16 protein-coding genes are annotated in these 22,290 nt (G+C 43.9%); 10 read left to right on the forward strand and 6 right to left on the reverse strand.

Annotated elements, in window-relative coordinates; genetic code table 11:
* Positions 1–10 precede the first annotated feature (10 nt).
* From B5F25_RS02065 to B5F25_RS02075, 3 genes are read right to left on the reverse strand one after another with little or no spacing between them, the layout of a single operon-like run.
* Positions 11–2,884, reverse strand: a complete 2,874-nt coding sequence (locus tag B5F25_RS02065; RefSeq protein WP_087247280.1) for a xanthan lyase — start codon at positions 2,882–2,884, stop codon at positions 11–13.
* 26 nt (positions 2,885–2,910) lie between these two features.
* Positions 2,911–3,468 carry a 1-acyl-sn-glycerol-3-phosphate acyltransferase gene (locus tag B5F25_RS02070; RefSeq protein ID WP_087247282.1) on the reverse strand — a complete coding sequence of 186 codons (558 nt, stop codon included), beginning with the start codon at positions 3,466–3,468 and terminating at the stop codon, positions 2,911–2,913.
* Positions 3,465–3,749 (reverse strand): hypothetical protein, encoded by a 285-nt coding sequence (locus tag B5F25_RS02075; protein ID WP_022040716.1) that lies wholly within the window; start codon positions 3,747–3,749, stop codon positions 3,465–3,467. Before B5F25_RS02075 ends, B5F25_RS02070 begins: the two co-directional genes overlap by 4 nt.
* A 216-nt stretch (positions 3,750–3,965) precedes the next feature.
* Here B5F25_RS02075 and B5F25_RS02080 point away from each other — a divergent pair, with 216 nt between their 5' ends.
* Both B5F25_RS02080 and B5F25_RS02085 read left to right on the forward strand, forming a co-directional pair.
* Positions 3,966–5,609 (forward strand): diphosphate--fructose-6-phosphate 1-phosphotransferase, encoded by a 1,644-nt coding sequence (locus B5F25_RS02080; protein ID WP_087212730.1) that lies wholly within the window; start codon positions 3,966–3,968, stop codon positions 5,607–5,609.
* 144 nt (positions 5,610–5,753) lie between these two features.
* Positions 5,754–6,680, forward strand: coding sequence for a glycoside hydrolase family 25 protein (locus tag B5F25_RS02085; RefSeq protein WP_087247284.1), 927 nt, complete (start codon positions 5,754–5,756; stop codon positions 6,678–6,680).
* A gap of 86 nt (positions 6,681–6,766) precedes the next feature.
* On the opposite strand, the gene prmA is transcribed toward B5F25_RS02085, so the two are convergent.
* The gene (gene prmA, locus B5F25_RS02090; protein WP_087212728.1) at positions 6,767–7,615 is read right to left on the reverse strand and encodes a 50S ribosomal protein L11 methyltransferase; all 849 of its coding nucleotides are present in this window, start codon (positions 7,613–7,615) and stop codon (positions 6,767–6,769) included.
* Between the two features lie 110 nt (positions 7,616–7,725).
* On the opposite strand from prmA, the gene B5F25_RS02095 reads away from it, so the two are divergent.
* Positions 7,726–9,402, forward strand: coding sequence for a metallophosphoesterase (locus tag B5F25_RS02095; RefSeq protein WP_087247286.1), 1,677 nt, complete (start codon positions 7,726–7,728; stop codon positions 9,400–9,402).
* Positions 9,403–9,774: 372 nt separating this feature from the next.
* Here the strand turns inward: B5F25_RS02095 and B5F25_RS22330 are convergent, their stop codons facing one another.
* Both B5F25_RS22330 and B5F25_RS22335 read right to left on the reverse strand, forming a co-directional pair.
* Positions 9,775–10,152 carry a hypothetical protein gene (locus B5F25_RS22330; protein ID WP_241148338.1) on the reverse strand — a complete coding sequence of 126 codons (378 nt, stop codon included), beginning with the start codon at positions 10,150–10,152 and terminating at the stop codon, positions 9,775–9,777.
* A gap of 315 nt (positions 10,153–10,467) precedes the next feature.
* On the reverse strand, positions 10,468–10,665 hold the full coding sequence (locus B5F25_RS22335) for a hypothetical protein (protein WP_087247290.1): 198 nt from the start codon (positions 10,663–10,665) through the stop codon (positions 10,468–10,470).
* Positions 10,666–10,842: 177 nt separating this feature from the next.
* On the opposite strand from B5F25_RS22335, the gene B5F25_RS02110 reads away from it, so the two are divergent.
* The 7 genes from B5F25_RS02110 to B5F25_RS02140 all read left to right on the forward strand — a co-directional run bounded on the left by B5F25_RS02110 (position 10,843) and on the right by B5F25_RS02140 (position 22,009).
* Positions 10,843–11,418: a DUF3575 domain-containing protein gene (locus B5F25_RS02110; RefSeq protein ID WP_087247292.1), complete on the forward strand. Its 576-nt coding sequence runs from the start codon at positions 10,843–10,845 to the stop codon at positions 11,416–11,418.
* Between the two features lie 17 nt (positions 11,419–11,435).
* The gene (locus B5F25_RS02115; RefSeq protein WP_087247294.1) at positions 11,436–12,860 is read left to right on the forward strand and encodes a DUF3868 domain-containing protein; all 1,425 of its coding nucleotides are present in this window, start codon (positions 11,436–11,438) and stop codon (positions 12,858–12,860) included.
* Positions 12,861–12,887: 27 nt separating this feature from the next.
* Complete coding sequence (locus B5F25_RS02120; protein WP_087247296.1) at positions 12,888–14,480, forward strand: Mfa1 family fimbria major subunit; 1,593 nt, start codon at positions 12,888–12,890, stop codon at positions 14,478–14,480.
* A gap of 109 nt (positions 14,481–14,589) precedes the next feature.
* On the forward strand, positions 14,590–15,633 hold the full coding sequence (locus tag B5F25_RS02125) for a FimB/Mfa2 family fimbrial subunit (protein WP_206423523.1): 1,044 nt from the start codon (positions 14,590–14,592) through the stop codon (positions 15,631–15,633).
* 37 nt (positions 15,634–15,670) lie between these two features.
* The gene (locus B5F25_RS02130) at positions 15,671–17,830 is read left to right on the forward strand and encodes a FimB/Mfa2 family fimbrial subunit (protein ID WP_087247298.1); all 2,160 of its coding nucleotides are present in this window, start codon (positions 15,671–15,673) and stop codon (positions 17,828–17,830) included.
* Between the two features lies 1 nt (position 17,831).
* A complete protein-coding gene (locus B5F25_RS02135; RefSeq protein WP_087247300.1) occupies positions 17,832–19,004 on the forward strand; it encodes a FimB/Mfa2 family fimbrial subunit in 1,173 nt (390 codons plus the stop codon).
* Between the two features lie 8 nt (positions 19,005–19,012).
* Positions 19,013–22,009 (forward strand): DUF4906 domain-containing protein, encoded by a 2,997-nt coding sequence (locus B5F25_RS02140; RefSeq protein WP_087247302.1) that lies wholly within the window; start codon positions 19,013–19,015, stop codon positions 22,007–22,009.
* Positions 22,010–22,290 lie beyond the last annotated feature (281 nt).

Here is a 22,290-nt window from a genome sequence, read left to right on the forward strand (position 1 = left end):
GGGTTATGGACTAGTATTCATTGGGCGATGTGAAAAAAGTGAGGACGCTTTGCATCAGTTGGGTGCGTGCTTTTTCTTCTTGGATACATTCGAAAGGAAAGCCAAGGGCAAAGATGCGATGGTTACCTTTGTAGGCAATGGCGGCACTGGCTTCAGAACCGGCATAGAGATAGACGGAAAAAGCATCGGATACGGGTGTCAAACTTTCGGGCGAAGGAACAGCATAAATTTCGGCATTAGCTTCACGGGCTATGTGGAAATTCAGGTTGTTACCTTGGATTTTGTTGGTGGACGAATGACGCATGCTTCCTCCATAGTTGTATTTCAAGGTGTTCTGTAGGAAAGTATCGCTGCCTAGTTGGCTTCCGGTATATGTGCCACTAAGCAGCAAATTTCCTCCAGAGTGGCAATAGTCGGTCAATGCTTGTTGCACGTGAAGGCTGAGCGGTTGGTTTTCTGCTCCACGGATAAGGTCAACGATTGGATAGTGTTGCAATTGGGTCGAACCACTTTCCAATGTCTCGTCACTGCACGATACGAATGACCAGTTGCCTGCCATTTGGATAGCTTTACCATGGATAAAGGGATAGTCAAATGTATTACCGGCGATGTATTTTCCTTCCAGTTCATTTCCGCTGTACCCTAGTCCGCCTTCAGTTTCTATTCCGATGCGGCTGCGTTCGAAACTTTGTTGGTATCCGCAGAAGGCGGTTGTGCCGATATAAGGTATGCCGGGGTCGGCTTTTAAGTCGAAACCTTGTAGCGTAGTGGTTTCGATGGTGGCAGGTGCGCTGGTACGGTGGAAACTGTTTACTATCAAGACTGTTCCTTTGCTATGTTTTGCCTTGTATGCCGACAGAATTTCGGAGGGGAAGCTTTCTCCGCCTCGATTAACTGCTGTGACGTAGAAACTGTAAATGATGCCCGGTTCTGCCTGAAATGTGTATTGGGGTTCGCGTACGTAGACTCCGTTGTCGAATCCTCCTCTTCCTATGCGGGTGTAGACAATGTAACCTTGTGCCTTGGCAGTAGGTTCGAGAGGGTCTTCTGTTGGTATCCACCGGAGAGTGAAAGTATTTTTCTTTTTTCCTTCATCGATGGCGAAATGCGTGACAGGGAGAGGTTGCACAGTATATTGTTCATCGTGCATGTCGGCAAGGTATTTCAGCAGGGTTTTGTATACGGAACGTGCTGTGGTAAACTTGAAAGCTGGTTCGTATCCTAGTTTTAAGTCGGCGAAATTTTGGTGCGACAGGGTTTCCAATATGGCTGAAGGCACAGCAGGCAGCCGGGTCTCACTATAGTTACGGTTCCACAAGGAGCGTCTTGCCCACTGGATGCCGAAGCGCGAACTGATATCCCGTTGCAGTTCTGTGAGGAGCATGTCGGCAAGGTCGCGCGAGGCATAGCGTGAAATACCGCAAGCCAGCTTCCCTTCATTGAAGCGGGTGGTATAGATGCCAAGTGAGCCTACCAAGCTGTTGTCTGGCTTGAAGCCGGCATCACTGTGTAGGGCGAGACTCAGTTCGAATGGAATGCCAAGTCCTTTTTCCTGTGGGTTGTAGACGGAACTGCCGCTCAGGTAATTGAGCATAAGTGAGCGGGCATTGATATCATCGTTGTAATCGTTTTCACCTTCGCTTTTACTGTAGATGGAGTAAGGCATGCCTGCCCATTGTGCCCAATAACGTGCACCTTCCGCCCATCGTGGCATGCCGCTGGTTTGTCCTTGCCGTGCAATGTTTCCCATTCCTCCCCCGAAGCGTACGGCATCAGCACACACGACACCTTTTTGCGAACTTTCGTTGCTGAGTACCACCATGCCGTAATCGTTCATACCTTGATCGAATTCGAAGGTACCCAGATAGACCCAGGTGCCTCCACCTATACGCTGGTTTACCTTAAATTCGGTCACTCCGCCGTTATGGAATACAAGATAACGTGCGTCAGTAACGCTTTCAGGAAGAGATTGATAACTGATGTAAACGGCATACCGGCCTTTTTCGGGGATGTAGGGAATCCATTCGGCAAACGCTTTTTCAGGTTTCTTGTGAGTGGGGATAAACCGGGCTGTGCCTTCGCGGAAAGGGTTTTGTCCGTCGGTGTATGTCGTGCGTTTTTGTGCAAATCCAGGTAACGATGTTGTTTGCCATACACATTTTTTCTTGTAGTTTACTTCCAGGTATTTGCTTCTGGGGGTGGAGATGTTGTTGTCTACGATGACTTCATGAGGTTGTCTGTCGCGTTCACGAGGGGTAAATACTATGGCTCCTGCATTTTCCAACATTGGAATCAGATAAGGCACTACGATGGATTGGGTGTAGAGGTCTTCGGTAGTGCCGAACAGGCGCGGACGTTGCCAGCACCATTTGTGTGTATCGTTCTTGTAAAACTTTCCGTGGCTTTGCCAGAGTGCAATGTGTTTGCCTTCCAGACCTTGGCTGGGTCGGTAGGCTTTCGAGAGGTTGCTCACCCACGGTTCGCCCCGGTATGCTGTTTTTCCGTATAGCCGTGTTTTGTCTTTCTGTTTATTGCGGAAGGCGTTCGGTACAAGGTTTTCGATAGGTTGCCCGTCGGTATATAGGGTCAGTGTGTAATAGTTTGCTGGTCCGGGCAGAAGTTGTTTCAGTTGGCGATAGATAGCCGTTGTGTTTTCTTCGGTGAAAGGTTGATAACCGAATACATCATTGGCGTAGATAGCAAGAGTTTTCTTTTGATGGTCGATAATGAAATGGTCCAGCCGGCATGTTCCGATGTCGGCATAGTGGGTCTGGTAGTTTGCAAAGAAGTCTTCAAGCCGTTTCTCCACGTTTTTCTCCAGGCTTTGTGCCGGTGCATGGAAGAAGGAAAGGAAAAAGAAGAGAGTGAGGTATAGTTGTTTCATAGGAAATATATGTGTTTACATCCCTGTCATCCCAGTTCTCCTAACTCGAATTTTTCGGGATGTCTGCCCTTGAAATGTCTGAAATAAAGTTTGATTTCGCGCATGTCGGTTTCTATATCTCCACTGGCATAGAGATAACGTTCGGCAAAGATACATTTCCGCTGGTAGTCGATACCTACCAGGATAATTGGAATGTCTGCTCCTACTGCGATGTAGTAAAAGCCTTTTTTCCAGTTGGGATTTGCCGAGCGTGTCCCTTCGGGGGTAATGGCCAGATGGAATTTCGTGCTTTGTTTTATTTTTTGAATTATCTGTTCAACCAGCGAAGTATGTTTATCCCGATGGACGGGTATACCGCCCATCCATCGGAATAAGATTCCCAACGGGAAAAAAAACCATTCTTTCTTCATCATAAATCCGGAATCGCGTCCGATGGCTGAAATGAACAGCTTTCCGATGAGCAAATCCCAATTGGTGGTATGTGGAGCGGCACAATAGATGCACTTGTCGAAGTCGGGGACAGATACACGCGACTTCCACCTTAATACCTTATAATAGATGAAGCGGCAGAGTGCTTGTTTCATTCCGTTTTTCCGTCTGCTAATTCGTCAATCTTGCCGATAATGGCGTTGATTCCCTCCTTAAAGTCTTCTTTCAGCTTTTTGTAGAATGGTTTGACACTTCCCGGTTCGGTGTGGCTGATACGTCCCACGATATCGTGGTGCAGGCAGACGATTTCATTTAAAAGCTGGTCGTATGCCGGACGCTTTTCATCGGATGCCACAGCCATTTCCCATAAGATAAGGCTTGTTACGTGATCGGATGTGTACTTCACGAATTTCTTTAAGTCTCTTCTTTTAGCCATAATGATATTCCTTTTTAGATAAATTGAGTATTGATTGTGGGGTAAAGATAATGTTTTTGTTTGAATTTACCGCTTTCTTTGCGAAAAAATCTTTCAAAACTCTTGTCGGGTGATTTTTTTATTACAGACATTTTTGTCGTTACAAAAAAAAAAACGAAATTTGCGAAGCAGAAAAAGTGAATAACTTATATACACCTTTTTAAAATATAAACAATTATGACGAAAAGTGCATTACAAATTGCAAGAGCTGCTTATCAGCCGAAATTGCCTAAAGCATTGAAAGGTGCTGTAAAGGTAGTAGAAGGAGAAGCTACCCAGTCTGTAGCCGATCAGGAGGAAATCAAGAAATTGTTCCCCAATACCTATGGTATGCCTTTGTTGAAGTTCGTAGAAGGCGAACAGAAAGAATTTGCTCCGGTAAATGTAGGTGTCATCCTTTCGGGTGGACAGGCTCCGGGCGGACACAATGTGATTTCCGGTCTGTTCGACGGTATCAAAAAGATGAATCCAGCCAACAGACTGTACGGATTTATCTTGGGTCCTGGCGGTTTGGTAGACCATAATTATAAAGAACTGACTGCCGATGTCATCGATGAATACCGTAATACAGGTGGTTTTGATATCATCGGTTCAGGACGTACAAAACTGGAAAAGGAAGATCAGTTCGAAAAAGGATACGAAATCTTGAAAGAATTGGGCATTAAGGCACTGGTTATTATCGGTGGTGACGATTCGAATACGAATGCATGTGTGTTGGCCGAATATTATGCTGCCAAGAATTATGGCATTCAGGTAATTGGTTGCCCGAAGACCATCGACGGTGACTTGAAGAACGATATGATAGAGACTTCATTTGGTTTTGATACTGCCTGCAAGACTTATTCGGAAGTAATCGGTAACATCGAACGCGACTGTAATTCGGCACGCAAGTACTGGCATTTCATTAAGTTGATGGGACGTTCTGCTTCTCACATCGCATTGGAATGCGCTTTGCAGACTCAGCCGAACATCTGCTTGATATCGGAAGAGGTGGAAGCCAAGAATATGTCTTTGGATGATATCGTGACTTATATCGCCAATGCAGTAGTTGCCCGCGCTGCCGAGGGAAACAATTTCGGTACGGTGCTGGTTCCGGAAGGTTTGATCGAGTTTATCCCTGCAATGAAGAAGTTGATAGCAGAATTGAACGACTTCCTGGCTGTACATGCTGACGAGTATGCTGCTGTCGAGCCCAATAAACAACGTGAATATATCATCAGCAAACTGTCGGCAGACAATGCTGCTGTTTATGCTTCATTGCCCGAAGGCGTTGCACGCCAGTTGACGCTTGACCGTGACCCGCATGGAAACGTACAGGTTTCTTTGATTGAGACGGAAAAACTGTTATCGGAAATGGTGGGCAAGAAGTTGGCTGCATGGAAAGCAGAAGGCAAGTTTGCTGGCAAGTTCTCTGCACAGCATCATTTCTTCGGCTATGAAGGACGTTGCGCGGCTCCTTCCAACTTTGATGCAGACTATTGCTATTCGTTGGGTTATACAGCAGCCGTATTGATTGCAAACGGAAAGACCGGATACATGTCTTCCGTACGCAATCTGACAGCTCCTGCAGAAGAATGGATTGCAGGTGGTGTGCCTATCACAATGATGATGAACATGGAACGTCGTCACGGAGAAATGAAACCTGTTATCCAGAAAGCATTGGTTAAGTTAGACGGAGCTCCGTTTAAGGCATTTGCTGCTGTACGCGATACGTGGGCAAAAGAAACGGCATACGTATATCCGGGTCCGATTCAGTATTTCGGTCCTACAGAAGTATGTGACCAGCCGACCAAGACTTTGCAGCTGGAACACCAGAAATAAGAATAAGACGAGTTAGAGATATGCCAATGTAGATAAGCGGACGGGTCGGTAGTGCTGTGAAAAGATGTTTTTGCAGGCTGTCCGGCTCGTTTTCTTTGTCTGTTTGGATACATTCCTTTTGTGAAAAGATAGGCATTTATTTTTATGGTAAAAGAACCATCTGTTACACACACAGGCTCTTCCCGTCGGACAGTGCGGACAAAGGCTTCTTCACGGAATCCGGTTGGAACGGGTAAGAAGAGGAGACCATCCGGCAAGAAGAACCGGCCGAAGAAGAAAATTCGCTTGAGTTTGCCGGTATGGTTGAATTATGTGGTGATGGGAGGGATGGCAGCTTTGGTTGTAATCGGTTTTTATTACCTGTTTATCCGCCCGTATGCATACCGGTGGAAGCCTTGTTACGGAACAAAAGCCTATGGTGTCTGTCTTCCGGCTGGATATACGGTGCATGGTTTTGATGTCTCGCATCATCAGGGGGATATCAATTGGGAGGAACTCCGAAAAACACAATATGCGCCTTTTCCTGTACGTTTTGTCTTTATGAAAGCATCAGAAGGGGGCGATTTCAGCGACACCACATTTATTCGTAATTTCAATTGTGCACGTCAGTATGGCTTTATTCGGGGAGCCTATCATTTCTTTAATCCGAAAACAGACGCAGCGCGTCAGGCTGCTTTTTTTATCCGTTCGGTCAAACTGGAACCGGGCGATTTGCCTCCGGTACTTGATATCGAAAAGGTGGGCGATGATGAAAATGCACTCAGGAAAGGGGTAAAGACATGGTTAGGGATAATAGAGCGACACTACCATGTAAAGCCCATTCTGTATGCTTCTTACAAGTTCAAGGAGCGTTACCTGAACGATTCGATATTCAATACTTATCCCTATTGGATAGCTCATTATTATGTAGATTCGGTACGTTATGAAGGTAAATGGAAATTTTGGCAACATACCGATGGCGGAAGTTTGCCTGGCATCAAGGAGCAGGTAGACCTGAATGTGTTTAACGGAACTTTGGACGAGTTGAAGCAGATGACTATTCTTCCCGATTCTGTATTTTTCAGACTTTAGGAGTTCAAGACAGTTCCTACTTATAATTGGCTACTTGAAGATACCAGGTCGTGTTTCCCCGGATGACGGTTTACACGACCAGTTTCTTAGATTCGCTTGATGAACTTTACGGCTACCCAGCGGTTTTTTTCTCGGTAATGTACAAATTCCATACCCAGACTTTCGGCTTTTTCTTGGATGGCAGGAATATCTTCTATATAAAATCCGCTCATATAGAGTTCCGACCCCGGATGCATACATGCTGTATATGCAGGCATGTCGGCAAGCAGGATGTTACGGTTGATGTTGGCTATGATGACATCAAAAGGTTTGCGTCCTTTCAGCAGTGAAGCGTCACCTAGTTCTACATGGATGTTGTTTATGTGGTTCAAGGCAATGTTGTCGCGCGAATTGTTTACGCACCAGTCATCTATGTCGATGGCAGTTACCGGATTGGCTCCGCGCATACTGGCAAGGATAGCAAGAATGGATGTGCCGCATCCCATATCAAGTACCGATTTGTTTTTCAGGTCGGCATCCAGCAGTTCGGCAAGAATGGAACTGGTGGTTTCGTGGTGCCCTGTTCCAAAAGCCATTTGCGGATTGATGACAATGTCGTATTCGGCTTTTGGGTAATCCGTATGAAAGGTGCTGTGTATCACGCAACGGTTGTCTATCACGATGGGTTGGAAGAAATTCTTTTCCCATTCTTCGTTCCAGTCTTTATCTTCCGGTTCGGTAAGGGTATAGGAGAGACACACGTTGGGAATCGGGAAATCAGTCAGCACATTTTTTAATGCTTCTTCATCGAACAGCGCTTTGGGGATGTAGGCCTGCATTCCTTCTTCGCAGGGTACGAAGCTTTCGAATCCGATATCCGCTGTCAATGCCGCCAGCACATCTGTAATGGTTTCGTTGCACGGTTGTGCCTTCATTGTAACTTCAATGTATTTCATAAAAGAAAAGTATTGGTTAGTAGCAGGCAAAGGTAATATAATTTGTGTGATAGTGATAAACAGAAGAAGAGAATTTGTATCTTTGTCGCGCTTATTATCAACATCTACTTATGAAGATTCGTAATTATTTATGGGCTTTGCTCTTTTTAAGTGGAGGGAGTCTGACTGCCGTCGGCCAACAGCGGGTAGCTTTTATATCCGATGCGCATATCCAAAACATCGCAGACCATCCCGAACTGGTGCGTTCGATGGAAATGCAGGTGCAGTCCACCCGCTTGTTTAATGAAAACTATTACGCCTTGATAGCAGCACTTGATGATGTGGCAAGGAGGGGCATTACGCTGGCAGTGCTTCCCGGGGACTTGACTGATAACGGTCAATTTGTCAATCAGGAAAAAATCAGGGAGATACTCGATACTTATCATAGGCGGTACGGCATACAGTTTTTTGTGACGACGGGAAATCATGACCCAGTCCGTCCGTTCGGTATGCAAAATGAGGAGCAAGGTTTTCTCCGTGCCGACGGAAGCCGTACTACACAGGAAAACCGATGTGCGGGATATGCCGACGAGATGCACTGCTATGCAGCATTTGGATTTTATCCCCAACCCGGATATGTGTATTGGGAAACCCCTTTTACTTCTTATCGGTACGAAGATTATAATTATCAGGAAGCCTTGCGCGAAGGGGCTTTAGACCGGCGGCAATATACATTGTGCGATTCCTTGCAGGCTACGGATGCCAGTTATTTGGTCGAGCCTGTACAGGGATTGTGGTTGCTTGCCATTGACGGAGGAGTCTATCTGCCCGGTGCGGTGAAAAACGGCGTACAGACTTACCAAGGCTCCAGTGTAGGCTATAATAATGTATTGAAACATAAGGCTTTTTTGCTTCCGTGGGTACGGAAAGTGGTAGCCGAGGCGAAGCGAAGAAATAAAATTTTGGTGACTTATTCGCATTATCCGTTAGTGGATTTCAACGATGGAGCTTCCGGATTAGTACGCAAGGCTTGGGGAAGCAGGAAATTCGATTTGCATCGGGTGCCGGACGAAGAAGTGACAGAAGCCTTTCTGGAAGCTGGCATCAGGCTGCACGTGGCAGGACACATGCATGTAAATGATACGGGAGTGATGCGCGGAAAGAATGGCAAATGTTTGTACAACATTCAGGTACCTTCCATTGCTACGTGTGTCCCGGCTTATAAGATTCTTACAGCTGAAGATGCGGAACATTTCGAAGTGGAAACGGTATTGCTGGATAGTGTCCCAGGTTTCGACAGTCTGTTTGGTTTGTATGAGAAGGAATATGCTTATGACAGGCAGGCAGGTAAGTTTCCGGTATGGAGTAGGGAAGCACTGGTATCAGAAAACTATGCGGAGTTTTGTGACTGGCAGTTCCGCGACTTGGTGCGTGTGCGTTTCATACCGCAAGACCTCCCGGAGATAGTGCGTCAGAAAATGGTAACTATGAATGGAGCGCAGCTTTGGACGTATGTGACAGGCAAGGAAGCACAGACTGGATGGGGAACCGACTGGACGGGACATGATGTGATTGTCGATTTGTACCGTTTGCGTTATGCCGATAAGCTAGCCTTACGTCAGATTTCGGATAAGCGCCTGAAGGAGTACGATGAATTGTTCAAGGCTGTGCGCAGGTCAGGTGCCGGCGATGAGTTGACAATCCGTCTGTGTGAGATAGCCGATATATTCGAATGCTTCCTGCACGGAGAGCCGAGCATCCATTTTTACATTGACTTGGATACCGACCGGATAACAGATGTGGAATGAAGGCTTCGGTTTTATTGAATTCTGCAACATCACATGTAGGGGCAGGGTCTGCCTGCCCGAAAACATTTACATGGACGCATACAGGTGGGCTAACCCCGCCCCTACATGGAATGTTTGCGGATAGCCACTCAGAAGCTGTTTTGAATTTATCGTGCGATGATTTGGGATGAGTTTTTGAGGCATTTTCGCTTCTGTGATGAGGAAGATAGCGGGCTATCTGACGAAGAACAGGAGCGAAAAGGACCAAAAAATCGCCCAAAGCACACACGAAAACGGATACATCAAGCCAAGAAAAACTTTTTGGAGAAATTCAAAACAGCTTCTCAATATAATATATTTCCTGATCTTATTATGTGGCAGTGTAATATCTGCTTACAGCCTCTCAACCGTTTCAAGGGGGAGCCCCGTAATTTGTGCTATCAAGTCGGGAGCAATGCCTGCGGCTTTCATACCACGGGCATTTCTAAGGCGTTCTGCTTCTTTACCTTCTTCTCTGCCTTCCGCCTTGCCTTTCGCAAAGCCTGTCGCTTCACCTTCTGCCTTACCTTCCGCAAAACCTTCCGCAAAACCTTCCGCCTTACCCTTTTGCCGCTCATATTCCATCGTAACCAGCTGGTCGCGGTACACCTTGATGCTTTCGTCGTATTTCATGCGGTCTTCCTTGCTCATGGCGGCAATGTCCACTATCTGCTCCAGTTTCTCGAAGACAGCTTTACGTGCCTTAAAAGGCAATCTCTGCAATTTTTCCATATTCTTCAATTTGAATGTCCGCCTTTTCCCAATACGCCCCTACATGAGCTATTTGCGGATGTCATCATAGTAGAGACGATGTGCACATCGTCTAGAAATCATTTAATGAATATCCGCATTTTACCCAATTGCCATGTAGGGGCGTATCGCATACGCCCTAAAAACATCCACGTGGATTAGTTGGCGCATTCGGGCGTATGCGATACGCCCCTACATGGGATGTTTGCGGATATTCAATAATCATTTTCACATTTTGTTTCATGCAGACAAAGATAACATTTAATTCCTAATAAAACACGCAGCGGATAAACATATTTACGCCGCATATGGCATTTGTTTCCCTGCGGCAGTTACAAAAGTTTTATATTCCATGGGCTGGAACGTACATTCCACGCCGTGGAACGTATATTCCAGCCCGTGGAATATACATTCCGCCAGCCGGAATATAAAACTTAGGTAACTACTTGCAGAAAACCACTTGCCTGCTCGCGGATAATCAGCCTTTTCATTCATTCTTTTATTTTTTTTGAAAAAAATGCATTAATGCATTGCTTGTGTAAAATAATTTGCCTATTTTTGTCCGCGATAAGAAATATATACAGATTTACAGACAGCCGCCTATATACCTTAATATACTATAGTCCGGCTGAGTTCCCGTTTTGATAGAGTATAAATAAAAAGAGATATGCTATGAAGCGTTTGTTATTCGTCCTTTTGTCGTGCATAGGACTTTCGGTTTCAGCGCAAAATTGGGCGGTGAAGACCAATCTGTTGTACGATATGACCGCGACCATGAATTTGGGAGCGGAAGTCCGTATGTCCCCACAGTGGACATTGGATGTATCTGCCAACTGGAATCCATGGACTTTTTCCGACAATAAAAAATGGAAACAGCTATCTTTCCAGCCCGAAGCACGCTATTGGTTCTGTGAGGCATTCAACGGGCATTTTCTTGGTGCACACCTCTTAGGCGGCATCTATAACATGAGTAACTGGGATACAGACTTTACTTTTTTGGGTACCGATTTCGGCAAGCTGAAAGACCATCGGTACGAAGGGTGGATGCTGGGAGCCGGCATAGCCTACGGTTACCAGTGGATATTGTCGAAGCATTGGAGCATAGAAGCCGAAATCGGTATAGGCTATGTGTATAGCCGGTATGACAAATACCGGTGCGCCGGATGCGGACGCAAAACAGAAGAAGGCAAAAGCCATCACTTCGTGGGTCCTACCAAGGCAGCTGTCAATCTGATATATGTATTCTAACCTTAAAAGGAAAAACAATGAAATCTATATGCTTTTTATCAGTCCTGTTTAGTTTGCTGACGGCGCCAGCCGTAGCACAAGCCTTGCCGGACGGTAGTGTGTCTGCCGACAGCGTATGCATAGAGCGTCAGGGTGAATACTTGCACATAAGCATGAACGTAGACTTGGATGGATTAGAAGTAGAAGGCAACCAAGCAGTGTTGCTTACTCCTTGCCTCCGCCAAGGAAAGGATTCGTTAGAACTCCGCTCTATCGGCGTATATGGACGCAAACGCTATTATTCGTACATCCGAAACGGCGAAAGCCTGCTTACAGGATCGAAGGAACTAACCTACAAAAGAAAAGAAATGCCCTCCGAAGTGGCTTATGCAGACATAATAAGCTACGATGACTGGATGAACGGAGCAGAAGTAGTGCTCCGGCGGCAAGATTATGGCTGCTGCGGTTCGCTCTTGGCAGAGCAATGGAGTGTGATTGGCGGCTATAAGGAAGCGTTGGTCTATGTTCCCCATTTCGTCTATGTGCAGCCCCAAGTGGAAACGGTGAAGACACGTTCGTTGGACAAGTCCGCCTACATAGATTTCCCTGTGTCGCGTACCGATATACGTCCCGGTTACCGCAACAACCGCGTCGAGCTGGATAAGATTTTAGCCACAATAGATTCCATACGGGGAGATGCCGATATCACGCTTACCTCGCTTTCCATCAAAGGGTTCGCTTCACCCGAAGGGTCGTATGCCAATAATGAACGGTTGGCACGTGAACGCACGGAAGCGTTGCGAAAATATGTATCGGGCTTATATCACTTCCCGGACACCTTTATCCGCACCTCTTATGAACCAGAAAACTGGGAAGGCTTGCGGGAATACGTGGAAGCCTCTTCACTGGAAAACAAACAAGACATCTTGCGGCTGATAGACGACAACAGCCTGAAGCCTGATGCAAAAGAACGGAAGATACGTGCCGCTTATCCTGCCGACTATGCGCAGCTGCTGCGCGAATGCTATCCTGCCTTGCGCCGTTCCGACTATCGCATCGGGTACGTGATACGCAGTTATACCGATGTGGAAGAAATCAAGCGCATTCTCCGCACCCAGCCGCAAAAGTTGAGCCGGCAAGAGTTTTACATGGCTGCCCAGACCATGGAGCCGGGCAGCGATGCCTTCAACGAAGTGTTCGAAACGGCAGTGCGGATGTATCCCGATGATGAAGTGACCAACCTGAATGCCGCCAATACCGCCATGCGGAAGGGTGACCTGCCTACGGCGGCCCGTTATCTGCAGAAAGCCGGAAGTTCGCCCCAAGCTGTCTATGCGCGTGGTGTGTATGCCATGCTGACTAAAGATTATGCCGGAGCACGTAGCTTGATGGAAACTGCCCAAGCACAAGGTGTAACAGAGGCTGGAAATGTATTGGAACAACTGAAGAGAATAGATAATTAAATAGTATAAACGAAAGAAAATTGTGTTATGAAAATCAAGTATGTATTTCTAAGTATGTTGGCATGCGGCATGTTGGCGGCGTGCAGCAACGATGAAGTTGCGGAAGGAAGCAACACCACGAACTTAGATGGTGGGGAAGCTTACATCAAAGTAAGGATAGCCATGTCTGATGGGGCTGCATCAAGAGCGACAAGCGACGGTGGATATGACAATGGAAGCGAAGATGAGCAAGCAATTAAAAGCATCCGTTTTGCTTTCTATGATAATGTAGGAAAGTTTGTTGCCTTGGGTCGCGAAGTTGGTGAAACAGAAGTAAATCCAACAACACCTGATCAGAATGTAGAGGGATTGGCAGAAGCAGTTGTCGCATTAGAATTGGCAGAAGATGCAGAAATGCCCACTCAAGTAGTAGCATTTGTCAATGCTACACCTACTATTAATGTAAATTATTCTGATGCATATAAATTAGAATCAAATACTATAGGTGATGCAACCAATGGTTTTGTTATGACCAGTTCCACATATTGGGATAATGGGGAAAAGATAGCTACAGCAGTAACTCCGGGGGATTTTTATGAAACAGAAGCTATGGCTACAACCGCAGAAAACCCTGTAACTATCTATGTAGAAAGATTGGCAGCCAAAGTAAAGGTAAATGAAGCTACCTCTTTGTCTGATAATATTGAAGATTTGCAAGACTCAGAAGGTAATGTATTGAAATTTAATCTGGTTGGTTATGCTTTAACTGGATTGAATACCACCGAGTATTATTTGAAACACCTGCAAGATTGGTCTGCATTGTCTTGGACTTGGAACAACAGTACTGACCATCGCAGTTTTTGGGCTGAAGACCCGAATTATACCTCTATGCCGGATGGTAAAGGATTGAATTTTGTTTCTTACGAAGATGTTGTTAAAAATAACAAAGGTGTTCAATATTGTATGGAGAATACGCTTACTGCTAATTTGTATGATACGGACAATTTCCAAGCTTGCACCAGTGTATTGGTTGTTGGTACATACACTGTTACTAATACAAGCGGAGAAAGTGTTACCGAGGCAGATGGAACATTCTATATGTATGGTGGAAAAGTTTATTCCGAGACAGGCTTGAAAAATCAGTTGGCTAATAACGGATTGGTATATACAAGAACAGGTAGCGATACATCAGAAGACCCTTATAAATATACTTCGGCTGACCCTTCTGCTTATACCTTGGTACGGGTTAGTGGAACAAATGAAGTAACTCTCAGTTTAACACAAAGTGCTACAACTTACTATACACCAGATGAAGATGGCACTGGTTATGTAGAAATTACTGATTACACTACATTTAACGCTACATTAGCTAAGCAGGTAGGCGGTGCTGAGAAATACAATGGAGGGAAAGCGTACTTTACCGTGCCTATTGAGCATCTTGCTGCAAGCGGCGATGGTCATATCGGTGTAGTACGTAATCACAGTTATGTGCTTACTTTGGAATCCATAAAAGGTTTAGGAGACGGTGTGTATGAGCCGACGGAAGATATTATTCCAGTGCCTCCTACAAACAAATACTACGTAGGCGCAACGCTCAACATCCTTTCATGGCATGTTGTCAACCAAAGCGTGAACCTCTAAACTTGTCGGCTTAACCAAGCCTGATATACATCAACATTCCGGCAAGCGGGCGCAACGTCCCGCTTGCCATACGATAAGATAACCCAACTAAATTACATCCATCATCTCTATGAAAGTACTGACTTGCATAAGTAAACAGAAAATCCAATGGCTGCTTTTGTGGATGGTAGGCATACTGTCGGCATCATGCGACACCATCTACGAAGACGAAGGAGACTGTACCACCTACTTCCGGGTGAAGTTTACGTACGACATGAACATGAACTTTGCCGATGCCTTTGCCCACAATGTCAAATCAGTGACGCTTTACATCTTCAACGGCGAAGGCAAATTGGTAAACACCCTGTCAGAAAGTGGGTCTGTATTGGCAGAAGACGATTATGTGATGAACCTCGGTATCGAACCGGGAACCTATACCTTGGTGGCATGGGCGGAAGGATGGGAAACAGGAAGCACATTCACCTACCCCATGATGCAACCCAATGTGCATTCCCTGCACGACCTCACTTGCCGCATGAACCGCGAATACGATGAAGGCAACGCCGCTTATATCGACAATGACTTGACACCGCTGTTCCACGGCATTGCCCAAAACATCGAACTGGAAGAACTGTTGGACGGAGGCGAGCAAATCATACCGATAAACTTGACCAAGAACACCCACAATGTGCGGGTCATGTTGCAACATCTTTCGGGAGAAGACATCCATGCCGACGATTTCACCTATACCATTACCGATGCCAACGGACACATGAATTACGACAATTCGCTGCTTGATGATGAAACGTTGACTTATCGTGCATGGACTACCTACGAAGGAACAGCCTCATTAGCCAGCCTTGTCGGTACCAGAGACACACAAACCTCGGTAAGCGTGGCTATTGCCGAACTGACTACAGGAAGGTTGATGGTAGACCAAGAGCCTATCCTTACGGTGCGCAACGAAAAGGGAGAAACGGTGCTGTCTATTCCGTTGGTAGATTATGCCTTATTGGTGAAAGGACATTACAACCGCAACATGAGCGACCAAGAATACCTCGACCGCCAAAGTGAATACAACCTGACGTTCTTCCTCGATGAAGACAACCGTTGGGTAAATTCCAGCATCATCATCAATTCATGGCACGTAGTGCTGCAAGAAACAGAACTTTAAGAATTAAGAATGAAGAATTAAGAATGAAGAATTAAGAATGAAGAAACATATCATAAGAACCCTGAGCGTATGTATCGCCCTGCTTTTGCTTTCGGCATGCCGGCAAGAGCAAGACGGGCTTGCCGTTGCGGACGAATCGGCTGCATCGGTACAGGTCAGCTTTACCCTCACTACAGCCAGCGGTAATGCTTCCACCCGTGTGGGTACAGATGAGCCGGGCACTGGATATGAAAACTACATCGACATAACAAACAATAATTTCCGTTTCTTGCTGTTTGATACCGAAGACGATTCGTTTGTCTATTCTTTCACACCCCAAAGCGTGACCCCGGCAGGCGCAAGCGGTGAATATTATGCCCAGACTTACAAAGTAGAGGGAGAAATGCCGGAAGAATATGCCGACTTCAATTATAAAGTGGTGGTCTTGGCAAATTGGCCCGATTACCCCGAAGCAGACGAATTGGTAGAAGGCAAAACTACCATCAAAGACATTTGTTCTGTCTATGCATACCAGTATACTGCCTCGTTCGTACCTTCTGAGGAACACCTGATTCCTTTTTACGGTGTAGCTACTATCAGCATCACACTTCGCCCGGATATTTCTACCAACCTTGGCACCATCGACTTGTTGCGTGCCCTATGTAAAGTAGAAGTGAAGTGCAGTGCCGATGGCTTTACGCTGAAAGAAGTCAAGCTGAACAAGTATTCCACCAAAGGAATGTGCGCGCCACTGGATGTATACAACAATACGGAAAATTGGGAAGGGAAAGAACAAATTCATTTGCCTGCTACAGATGTGGAAAGTGAAGGATGTTTAGATTTTACTAAACAGGATGATGGCTCTTTTCTCATTTATGTACCCGAATATGACAATACAAATACAGGCAATGAGCCATCCTACCTGTCTGTAACCCTGAAAGATGCCAATAATAAAGAAGTGACTTTGAAAAGCCCGAACATCTATTTCAAAGACTACACAGATGGAAATCCGGAAGAAGGTTCAGATTACGACTTAATCCGCAACCACTGGTATCGGTTCGACATAACCGATGTGAATGACAGCAAGCTGATTGTGCAATACCGTGCTTTACCATGGGAATTGGTAGAGTCTTCGATTGGGTATGCACCGGAACCAGCATCAACAACGGTCAATCCATTTTATCATGACAATGACTATGATGAGTTTATGAAAAACGGTTATATATTATTACCGGTTGATGAATTTAAAAATAATGAAGTAAACAATGTTCAATATGACCGAACTACAGTCCGGAAACTATTCAAGTTCCTTTATGACTATCCAGCCGACCGAGGCGATGACGATGCCAGATATTGCATCCTTACTAAACCGACTTATGTAGATGCGGATAGGAAAATATTAAAAACAGGTAGCGCCGGAGCACGCTATTTCTTTATGCTTACAGGCCCCGAAGGTGCTACATGGGAGGCGCATCTCAGCAATTATGAAGATGAAGGTGGAGATTTTACTTTCTCTTATAGCGAATCGAATGATTTCAATGGGTGTAAGGATGAAGGATATACAGGAAAAGTGAAAATGGTATCGCATGGCATAGCACGCCCAAAACCATACATCATACAAGTGAATTGTGTACGTTCGTGGACAGGAACGGATGAAACCGCTGCGACCGATGAAAACGATAAAGCCATTGGTGAATATCCATGGTACAAAAAAGAAGGAAATAACTATTGGGATGATGCAAATAATGAAAGCCGTGTAGATGACATTGACGATGATGGCAAAAATTCATGGTGGGAAAAAGATAATAGAAGAAAAAACTTTTATACAGAGTATGACCAAGAGCTTCGAGATGCTTTTACATATTATACAGCATGGGGACGATACAACAATGAACGACATAGGGTTATTGCAACCAAGCTGTATATTACCGTAACCTTAGCTGACGGAACAAAATATAATTTGAATATCAACCCTTCATATAAGAATCATCAAAATCTTGATAATATGGAGTTTTTGTATGGTGATGATGAAAGAAATTGGAGACGCTATGCAGGAGAAGATGATTTTATTTGGATAAGGCAAGTTCCTGCACAATTCGATTGGTCTTTTGAAGAGTTGGCAAGAGATGTGGATGAAAGTGAAACAGGTGATAATACTTGGGATAATTATCAATGGTGGAGAGAAAACCCATATTGGAAGAAGAAAGAAGTAAATTGATATGGTAACAAAAGCTATACATATATTCATGCTCCTTGCAACAATCAGCCTTGGCTGCATCGCTTGCTCGGATGAAACCGCACCGCAACAAACCGTGCCGGTCGACAGCAACGGACAGGTGAAGATCATGTACAAGATTGCAGGCTCTTCTTTGTCTCGTGCAACGGAAGATGGATGGAATGAAGGATGGAATGAAAATGAAATAGACCGCATAGACTTATTTGTCTTCGATAAAAATGATAAATGTGTGCATCATATCGTAGAAGAAAATATAGGGGTTAAAGATGCACAAGAAGAAGACTCTTACACGAATTTTAAAAAGGATGGAACGCTGACAGAACTTACCTATGAAGAGGTTGAAGCAAACATAGATAACTACTCTTATTACATGGTAGCGAATTGTCCTTCTCTTGATGGCATAAACAAAGAGGAATTTACACTTGACAATTTAAAAGAAAAACTGACCCCCGATTTGGTTTTCAATCAGCCGCAAAAATCTTTTGCGATGGATGGGAAAATAGAAGAAACTCCAACTCCTGTCAACAACACTATCACGTTAAAATTCGAACTGAAAAGAGCCGCCGTGAAAATACGCTTATCAGTTAATAATAATCAGGAATCCATTATAAAAAATTGTAAGTTTCAATTATTCAAATACGTAGACTCAGGTACATCCGTATTAAATGAAGCGGAATCATACGGCGAGATAGATAGACGTAAAAGCATGGATGCTTTAGAAGCATATAATAAGATGACTAATTATGAGAATGAAAAAGTCATTTTTTACTCCTATCCCAATGACTGGTTTGATGAAAGTTTGTTGAATGAAAACGGAACCTTTAGTGATGAAGATATTTATGCTATAGACGATTTGATAGATGAAGAAAAACAGACATATATCTTGCTGGAAGCCCCCTATGGAGATGATAGCTATTATTATAAGGTACCAGTAAATTTTGCCATATCAAAAGATAATGATAAGGTTTCGTTTTCGAAAGAAGATATAGAGGATTTGCGCAATAATTATTACCGAATGCTACGTAACCACATCTACGACATTACGGTGACGATAGACAGGGAGGGGGGTACAGTAAGCAAGCCTGTAACACCTAAATTATATTATCAAGTTCTCTCGTTTGATGAGGAAACTATAGATATTCCGAAATTCCAATAAAAATAGCTATGATACAAGGAAAATATATGAACATACGTCATTTGCATAAACTCTTGAATAGGTTTGCGATTATTGCTTGTTTTGTAACCATATTTTCGTGCACAGACGAAAATATTATCCGTCAAGATGGAGAAGTCAAGCCTGGTCAAGACGTAACGGTTAGGCTTGGTTTTGATGTAAGCGTTCCGGAAGAGAAAGCATCATCGCGCGTCCCGGATGACAATGTTGTTTTTGACCTCTACGTCCTGATATTCGATGCCAATGGCAATAAGACAGGTTTTGGATATTTCGATGATTTGAATAATGGAAATACAACAAGTCAACCGAACACTACCGGAAGTGATAATTATGTTACAATCTATACCAAGACAGGTCCGTCGTATGTTTATGGCATAGCCAACATATCCGGTGCAACCAATGTTTATGAAGACGATGATTTTAAAAGTATATTAGATGACATTCAGAACAAGGAACAATTATTGAATCTTTCTCCTGTACTATATGAACAAATAGACCGTGTAGGAAATTCGTATATAATGAGCGGAATGGCAATAAGCGATGAAAGAGACAACACTTACCTAATTGAAGAAGGGCAAGATATCAAAACGCTGAAACTCCGCAGGCTTGACTCACACATTACGTTTAATATCAAAGCGGCAGCTGGCTGTACGTTCCGTCCAACCAGCTATCAGGTTTTCAACGTTCCTAAGAAAGTTTATCTGATAGAACGGGAAGCGTCACGGGAAATCGCACTTGCCAATACGTGGGACGGAACAAATGATGAAGATGAGGATGACTTTTTCGATACCCAAGAAGTAACAGGGACTTTGTCTACAGACATGTCTTTTAATTTTTGGATGGTAGAAAACAGGCAGAATGGAAAACGATCCATACCGGACAATGATTACAATCAGCGTGAAAAGGAAGAAAAAAACTCAAACGTTTCAGATAGCAAACCAACTGTATCTAATGGAGATTATGTTTATGCACCGGATAAGGGTACGTATGTAGTTCTTAAAGGGGATTTCACCGGAAATTCCACCGTTGAAGGTAATGAAGGAGCAGTGGAAGCAAGTGTCAGCTATACCATTCATTTAGGTTATGTAGATCAAAATGCGGATGATTTTTTCAGTAACCGGAATACGAAATACACATATAATATTACCGTTAGTGGAGTAAATAATATTATAGTGGAAGTCTTGGCTGATGATCCGGAAATAGAACCATCTCCCGGAGCAGAAGGGGATGTGATATTTACCAACGGTACCACGAAATATATATTGGATGCACATTATGAAACCGTATTGCTCAGTTTCAGCGAAAAGCTGTTATCAGGTGGTGTCAATGTTTCCGATTTCTTTTCTTATAAAATAAGTACACCATTCGCTTCTTATATTTCTACCGATGAAAACATAGAAGTAAGAGATGAAGACTGGTTGCGTTTTGTGAGAAATGAAAAAGATGGTAACGGTATTTATTCAAAACGTTTTCAGCCTTATGCATTATCGGACGGAACCCGTAACGGAATGACATTGTCTCAATTTATGGAGGAATTGAAAAAGATTGCAAATGGAACGGAACAAGATGCTTATGACAATGAAGAAAAAGTAGTTTATACTTGCCACATAAACGAATTTTATTATGACAAAGCCCCACAAGGAGTCACGGTATCAGGCGATTTATGGAAACGGTTTGTCAATGTGTCGCCACGTGAAGTGCAAATATTAAATGATGTGGAGCTGAGTCCGGATGGAGAAAGTAGTATAACGAAATCTACTTATATTCTGTCGCAACGTTCTATCCAGACATTTTTCAGCCGGAGCGTGCAAGAGTCTTATAGTGCTTATGGTGTAGAAACAATCAATGAGACCGGTCCATTGTATACATGGGCTTATTATCCTAACCAAGTAGGTGTTACTGCCAGAGATAGAGATACCGGATGGGATAACTTTTGGGAAATGATAGATAAACTTTGTAATACAAATAAAGAATGGAATACTTATGTGGATTTTGGCATAAATGGTTATGCCGATGTAACCAATATGCAAACGGTTAATGCGATGAAAAGCGATTATCAACGGGCTTACCTCGCTTGCATGCAGCGCAATCGGGATTTAAATGGAGATGGCTTTATCGAAAAAAATGAAATACAATGGTATCTGCCAGCCATTAACCAATATGTCGGTATGTTTATCGGCGATGGAAGCCTTTCGGAAGAAGCCAAGCTGTATACAGAAACAGATTATGTATATAAGCACTATGTATCAAGTACCACTTATGGAAATTACCCTATTATCTATTGGGCGGAAGAATCTGTTTCGGAAAGTCATGGTACAGAATATAATATGGCGGAATATAGAAGTGACGATGGAACTTTTCAATATACAAATTATGATCATGGAGATGATGATTATTACGGCAAAGAAGGAAATCGTATAGATAGGGACAAGTTGGTAAATCATTATAGGTGCATGCGCAATTTAGGTAGTGGAACTCCTGTTGGCATTTATTCTAAAGATCCGAATGATCCTTCTATAACAGTTCCTTATTTAGATGAAAGTTCTACCCGTCCTCGTGTACGATACGGTGAACTTGGAACGCATAAAAGTGATGAAAGCGAAAGTGAATTGTATAGTGGTGGATTTACTTATTCAGACGAGTGGATTAGGAATTATTCTTATGTTAATAACTATTATGTTGATGCTATAGATATTCGAGATATTATGGATAACACTTCTACTCCTTGTCGTTATCTTACTCCTAGAGGAGCTTGGCGTGCTCCTAATTTGCGGGAACTTTATTTGATGTCTATCGTTGGAGCACTAGATGATGGTGTTCCTGAAGAAAATGCGGTGTCTAGAACGGAATTCAAATTTTCTGATAAAAAACTGCCTAATTCTTCTAGTCAAAAACGCATCGGTTGGTTCTATAACGGTTCCAATTTGACTATGGGCAAGGGGAATGAAAATGAAGGCGATCGTATTCGTTGTGTACGAGACAATTAAATATATAAAGAAGATAAATCTCTATCGCGGGGAAGCGTCCCTGCACATTTTACTTAAATTAGTAATCCAAGAGCCGGTTCGCAGGGATGCGCGCTGGCTCTGCCTTTTATGTCTCATACGAAGCGAAAGACAAAAAGAGAATCAGAAGAAGCCGTTATCCATCTTGCGGGCTTGGTAGCTGAAACCAATGCCTTGATGAATAGTCATAGTTAGCCACGATGTACATGACAATTATCAGCGATTCATTGGCAATTATTGAAATTTTTCGTATGTTTGCCGAA

Source organism: Bacteroides sp. An19, from assembly GCF_002160215.1.
GTDB lineage: Bacteria > Bacteroidota > Bacteroidia > Bacteroidales > Bacteroidaceae > Phocaeicola > Phocaeicola intestinalis.

Excerpts from the sequence above, each read along its gene's own strand:
- B5F25_RS22330 (WP_241148338.1), bottom strand. The coding sequence starts at position 10,152 with ATGGAAAAATTGCAGAGATTGCCTTTTAAGGCACGTAAAGCTGTCTTC.
- B5F25_RS02075 (WP_022040716.1), bottom strand. The coding sequence starts at position 3,749 with ATGGCTAAAAGAAGAGACTTAAAGAAATTCGTGAAGTACACATCCGAT.
- B5F25_RS02070 (WP_087247282.1), bottom strand. The coding sequence starts at position 3,468 with ATGAAACAAGCACTCTGCCGCTTCATCTATTATAAGGTATTAAGGTGG.
- B5F25_RS02125 (WP_206423523.1), top strand. The coding sequence starts at position 14,590 with ATGAAAGTACTGACTTGCATAAGTAAACAGAAAATCCAATGGCTGCTT.
- B5F25_RS02140 (WP_087247302.1), top strand. The coding sequence starts at position 19,013 with ATGATACAAGGAAAATATATGAACATACGTCATTTGCATAAACTCTTG.
- B5F25_RS02095 (WP_087247286.1), top strand. The coding sequence starts at position 7,726 with ATGAAGATTCGTAATTATTTATGGGCTTTGCTCTTTTTAAGTGGAGGG.
- B5F25_RS02115 (WP_087247294.1), top strand. The coding sequence starts at position 11,436 with ATGAAATCTATATGCTTTTTATCAGTCCTGTTTAGTTTGCTGACGGCG.
- B5F25_RS22335 (WP_087247290.1), bottom strand. The coding sequence starts at position 10,665 with ATGAATGAAAAGGCTGATTATCCGCGAGCAGGCAAGTGGTTTTCTGCA.
- B5F25_RS02120 (WP_087247296.1), top strand. The coding sequence starts at position 12,888 with ATGAAAATCAAGTATGTATTTCTAAGTATGTTGGCATGCGGCATGTTG.
- B5F25_RS02110 (WP_087247292.1), top strand. The coding sequence starts at position 10,843 with ATGAAGCGTTTGTTATTCGTCCTTTTGTCGTGCATAGGACTTTCGGTT.
- B5F25_RS02130 (WP_087247298.1), top strand. The coding sequence starts at position 15,671 with ATGAAGAAACATATCATAAGAACCCTGAGCGTATGTATCGCCCTGCTT.
- B5F25_RS02080 (WP_087212730.1), top strand. The coding sequence starts at position 3,966 with ATGACGAAAAGTGCATTACAAATTGCAAGAGCTGCTTATCAGCCGAAA.
- prmA (WP_087212728.1), bottom strand. The coding sequence starts at position 7,615 with ATGAAATACATTGAAGTTACAATGAAGGCACAACCGTGCAACGAAACC.
- B5F25_RS02065 (WP_087247280.1), bottom strand. The coding sequence starts at position 2,884 with ATGAAACAACTATACCTCACTCTCTTCTTTTTCCTTTCCTTCTTCCAT.
- B5F25_RS02135 (WP_087247300.1), top strand. The coding sequence starts at position 17,832 with ATGGTAACAAAAGCTATACATATATTCATGCTCCTTGCAACAATCAGC.
- B5F25_RS02085 (WP_087247284.1), top strand. The coding sequence starts at position 5,754 with ATGGTAAAAGAACCATCTGTTACACACACAGGCTCTTCCCGTCGGACA.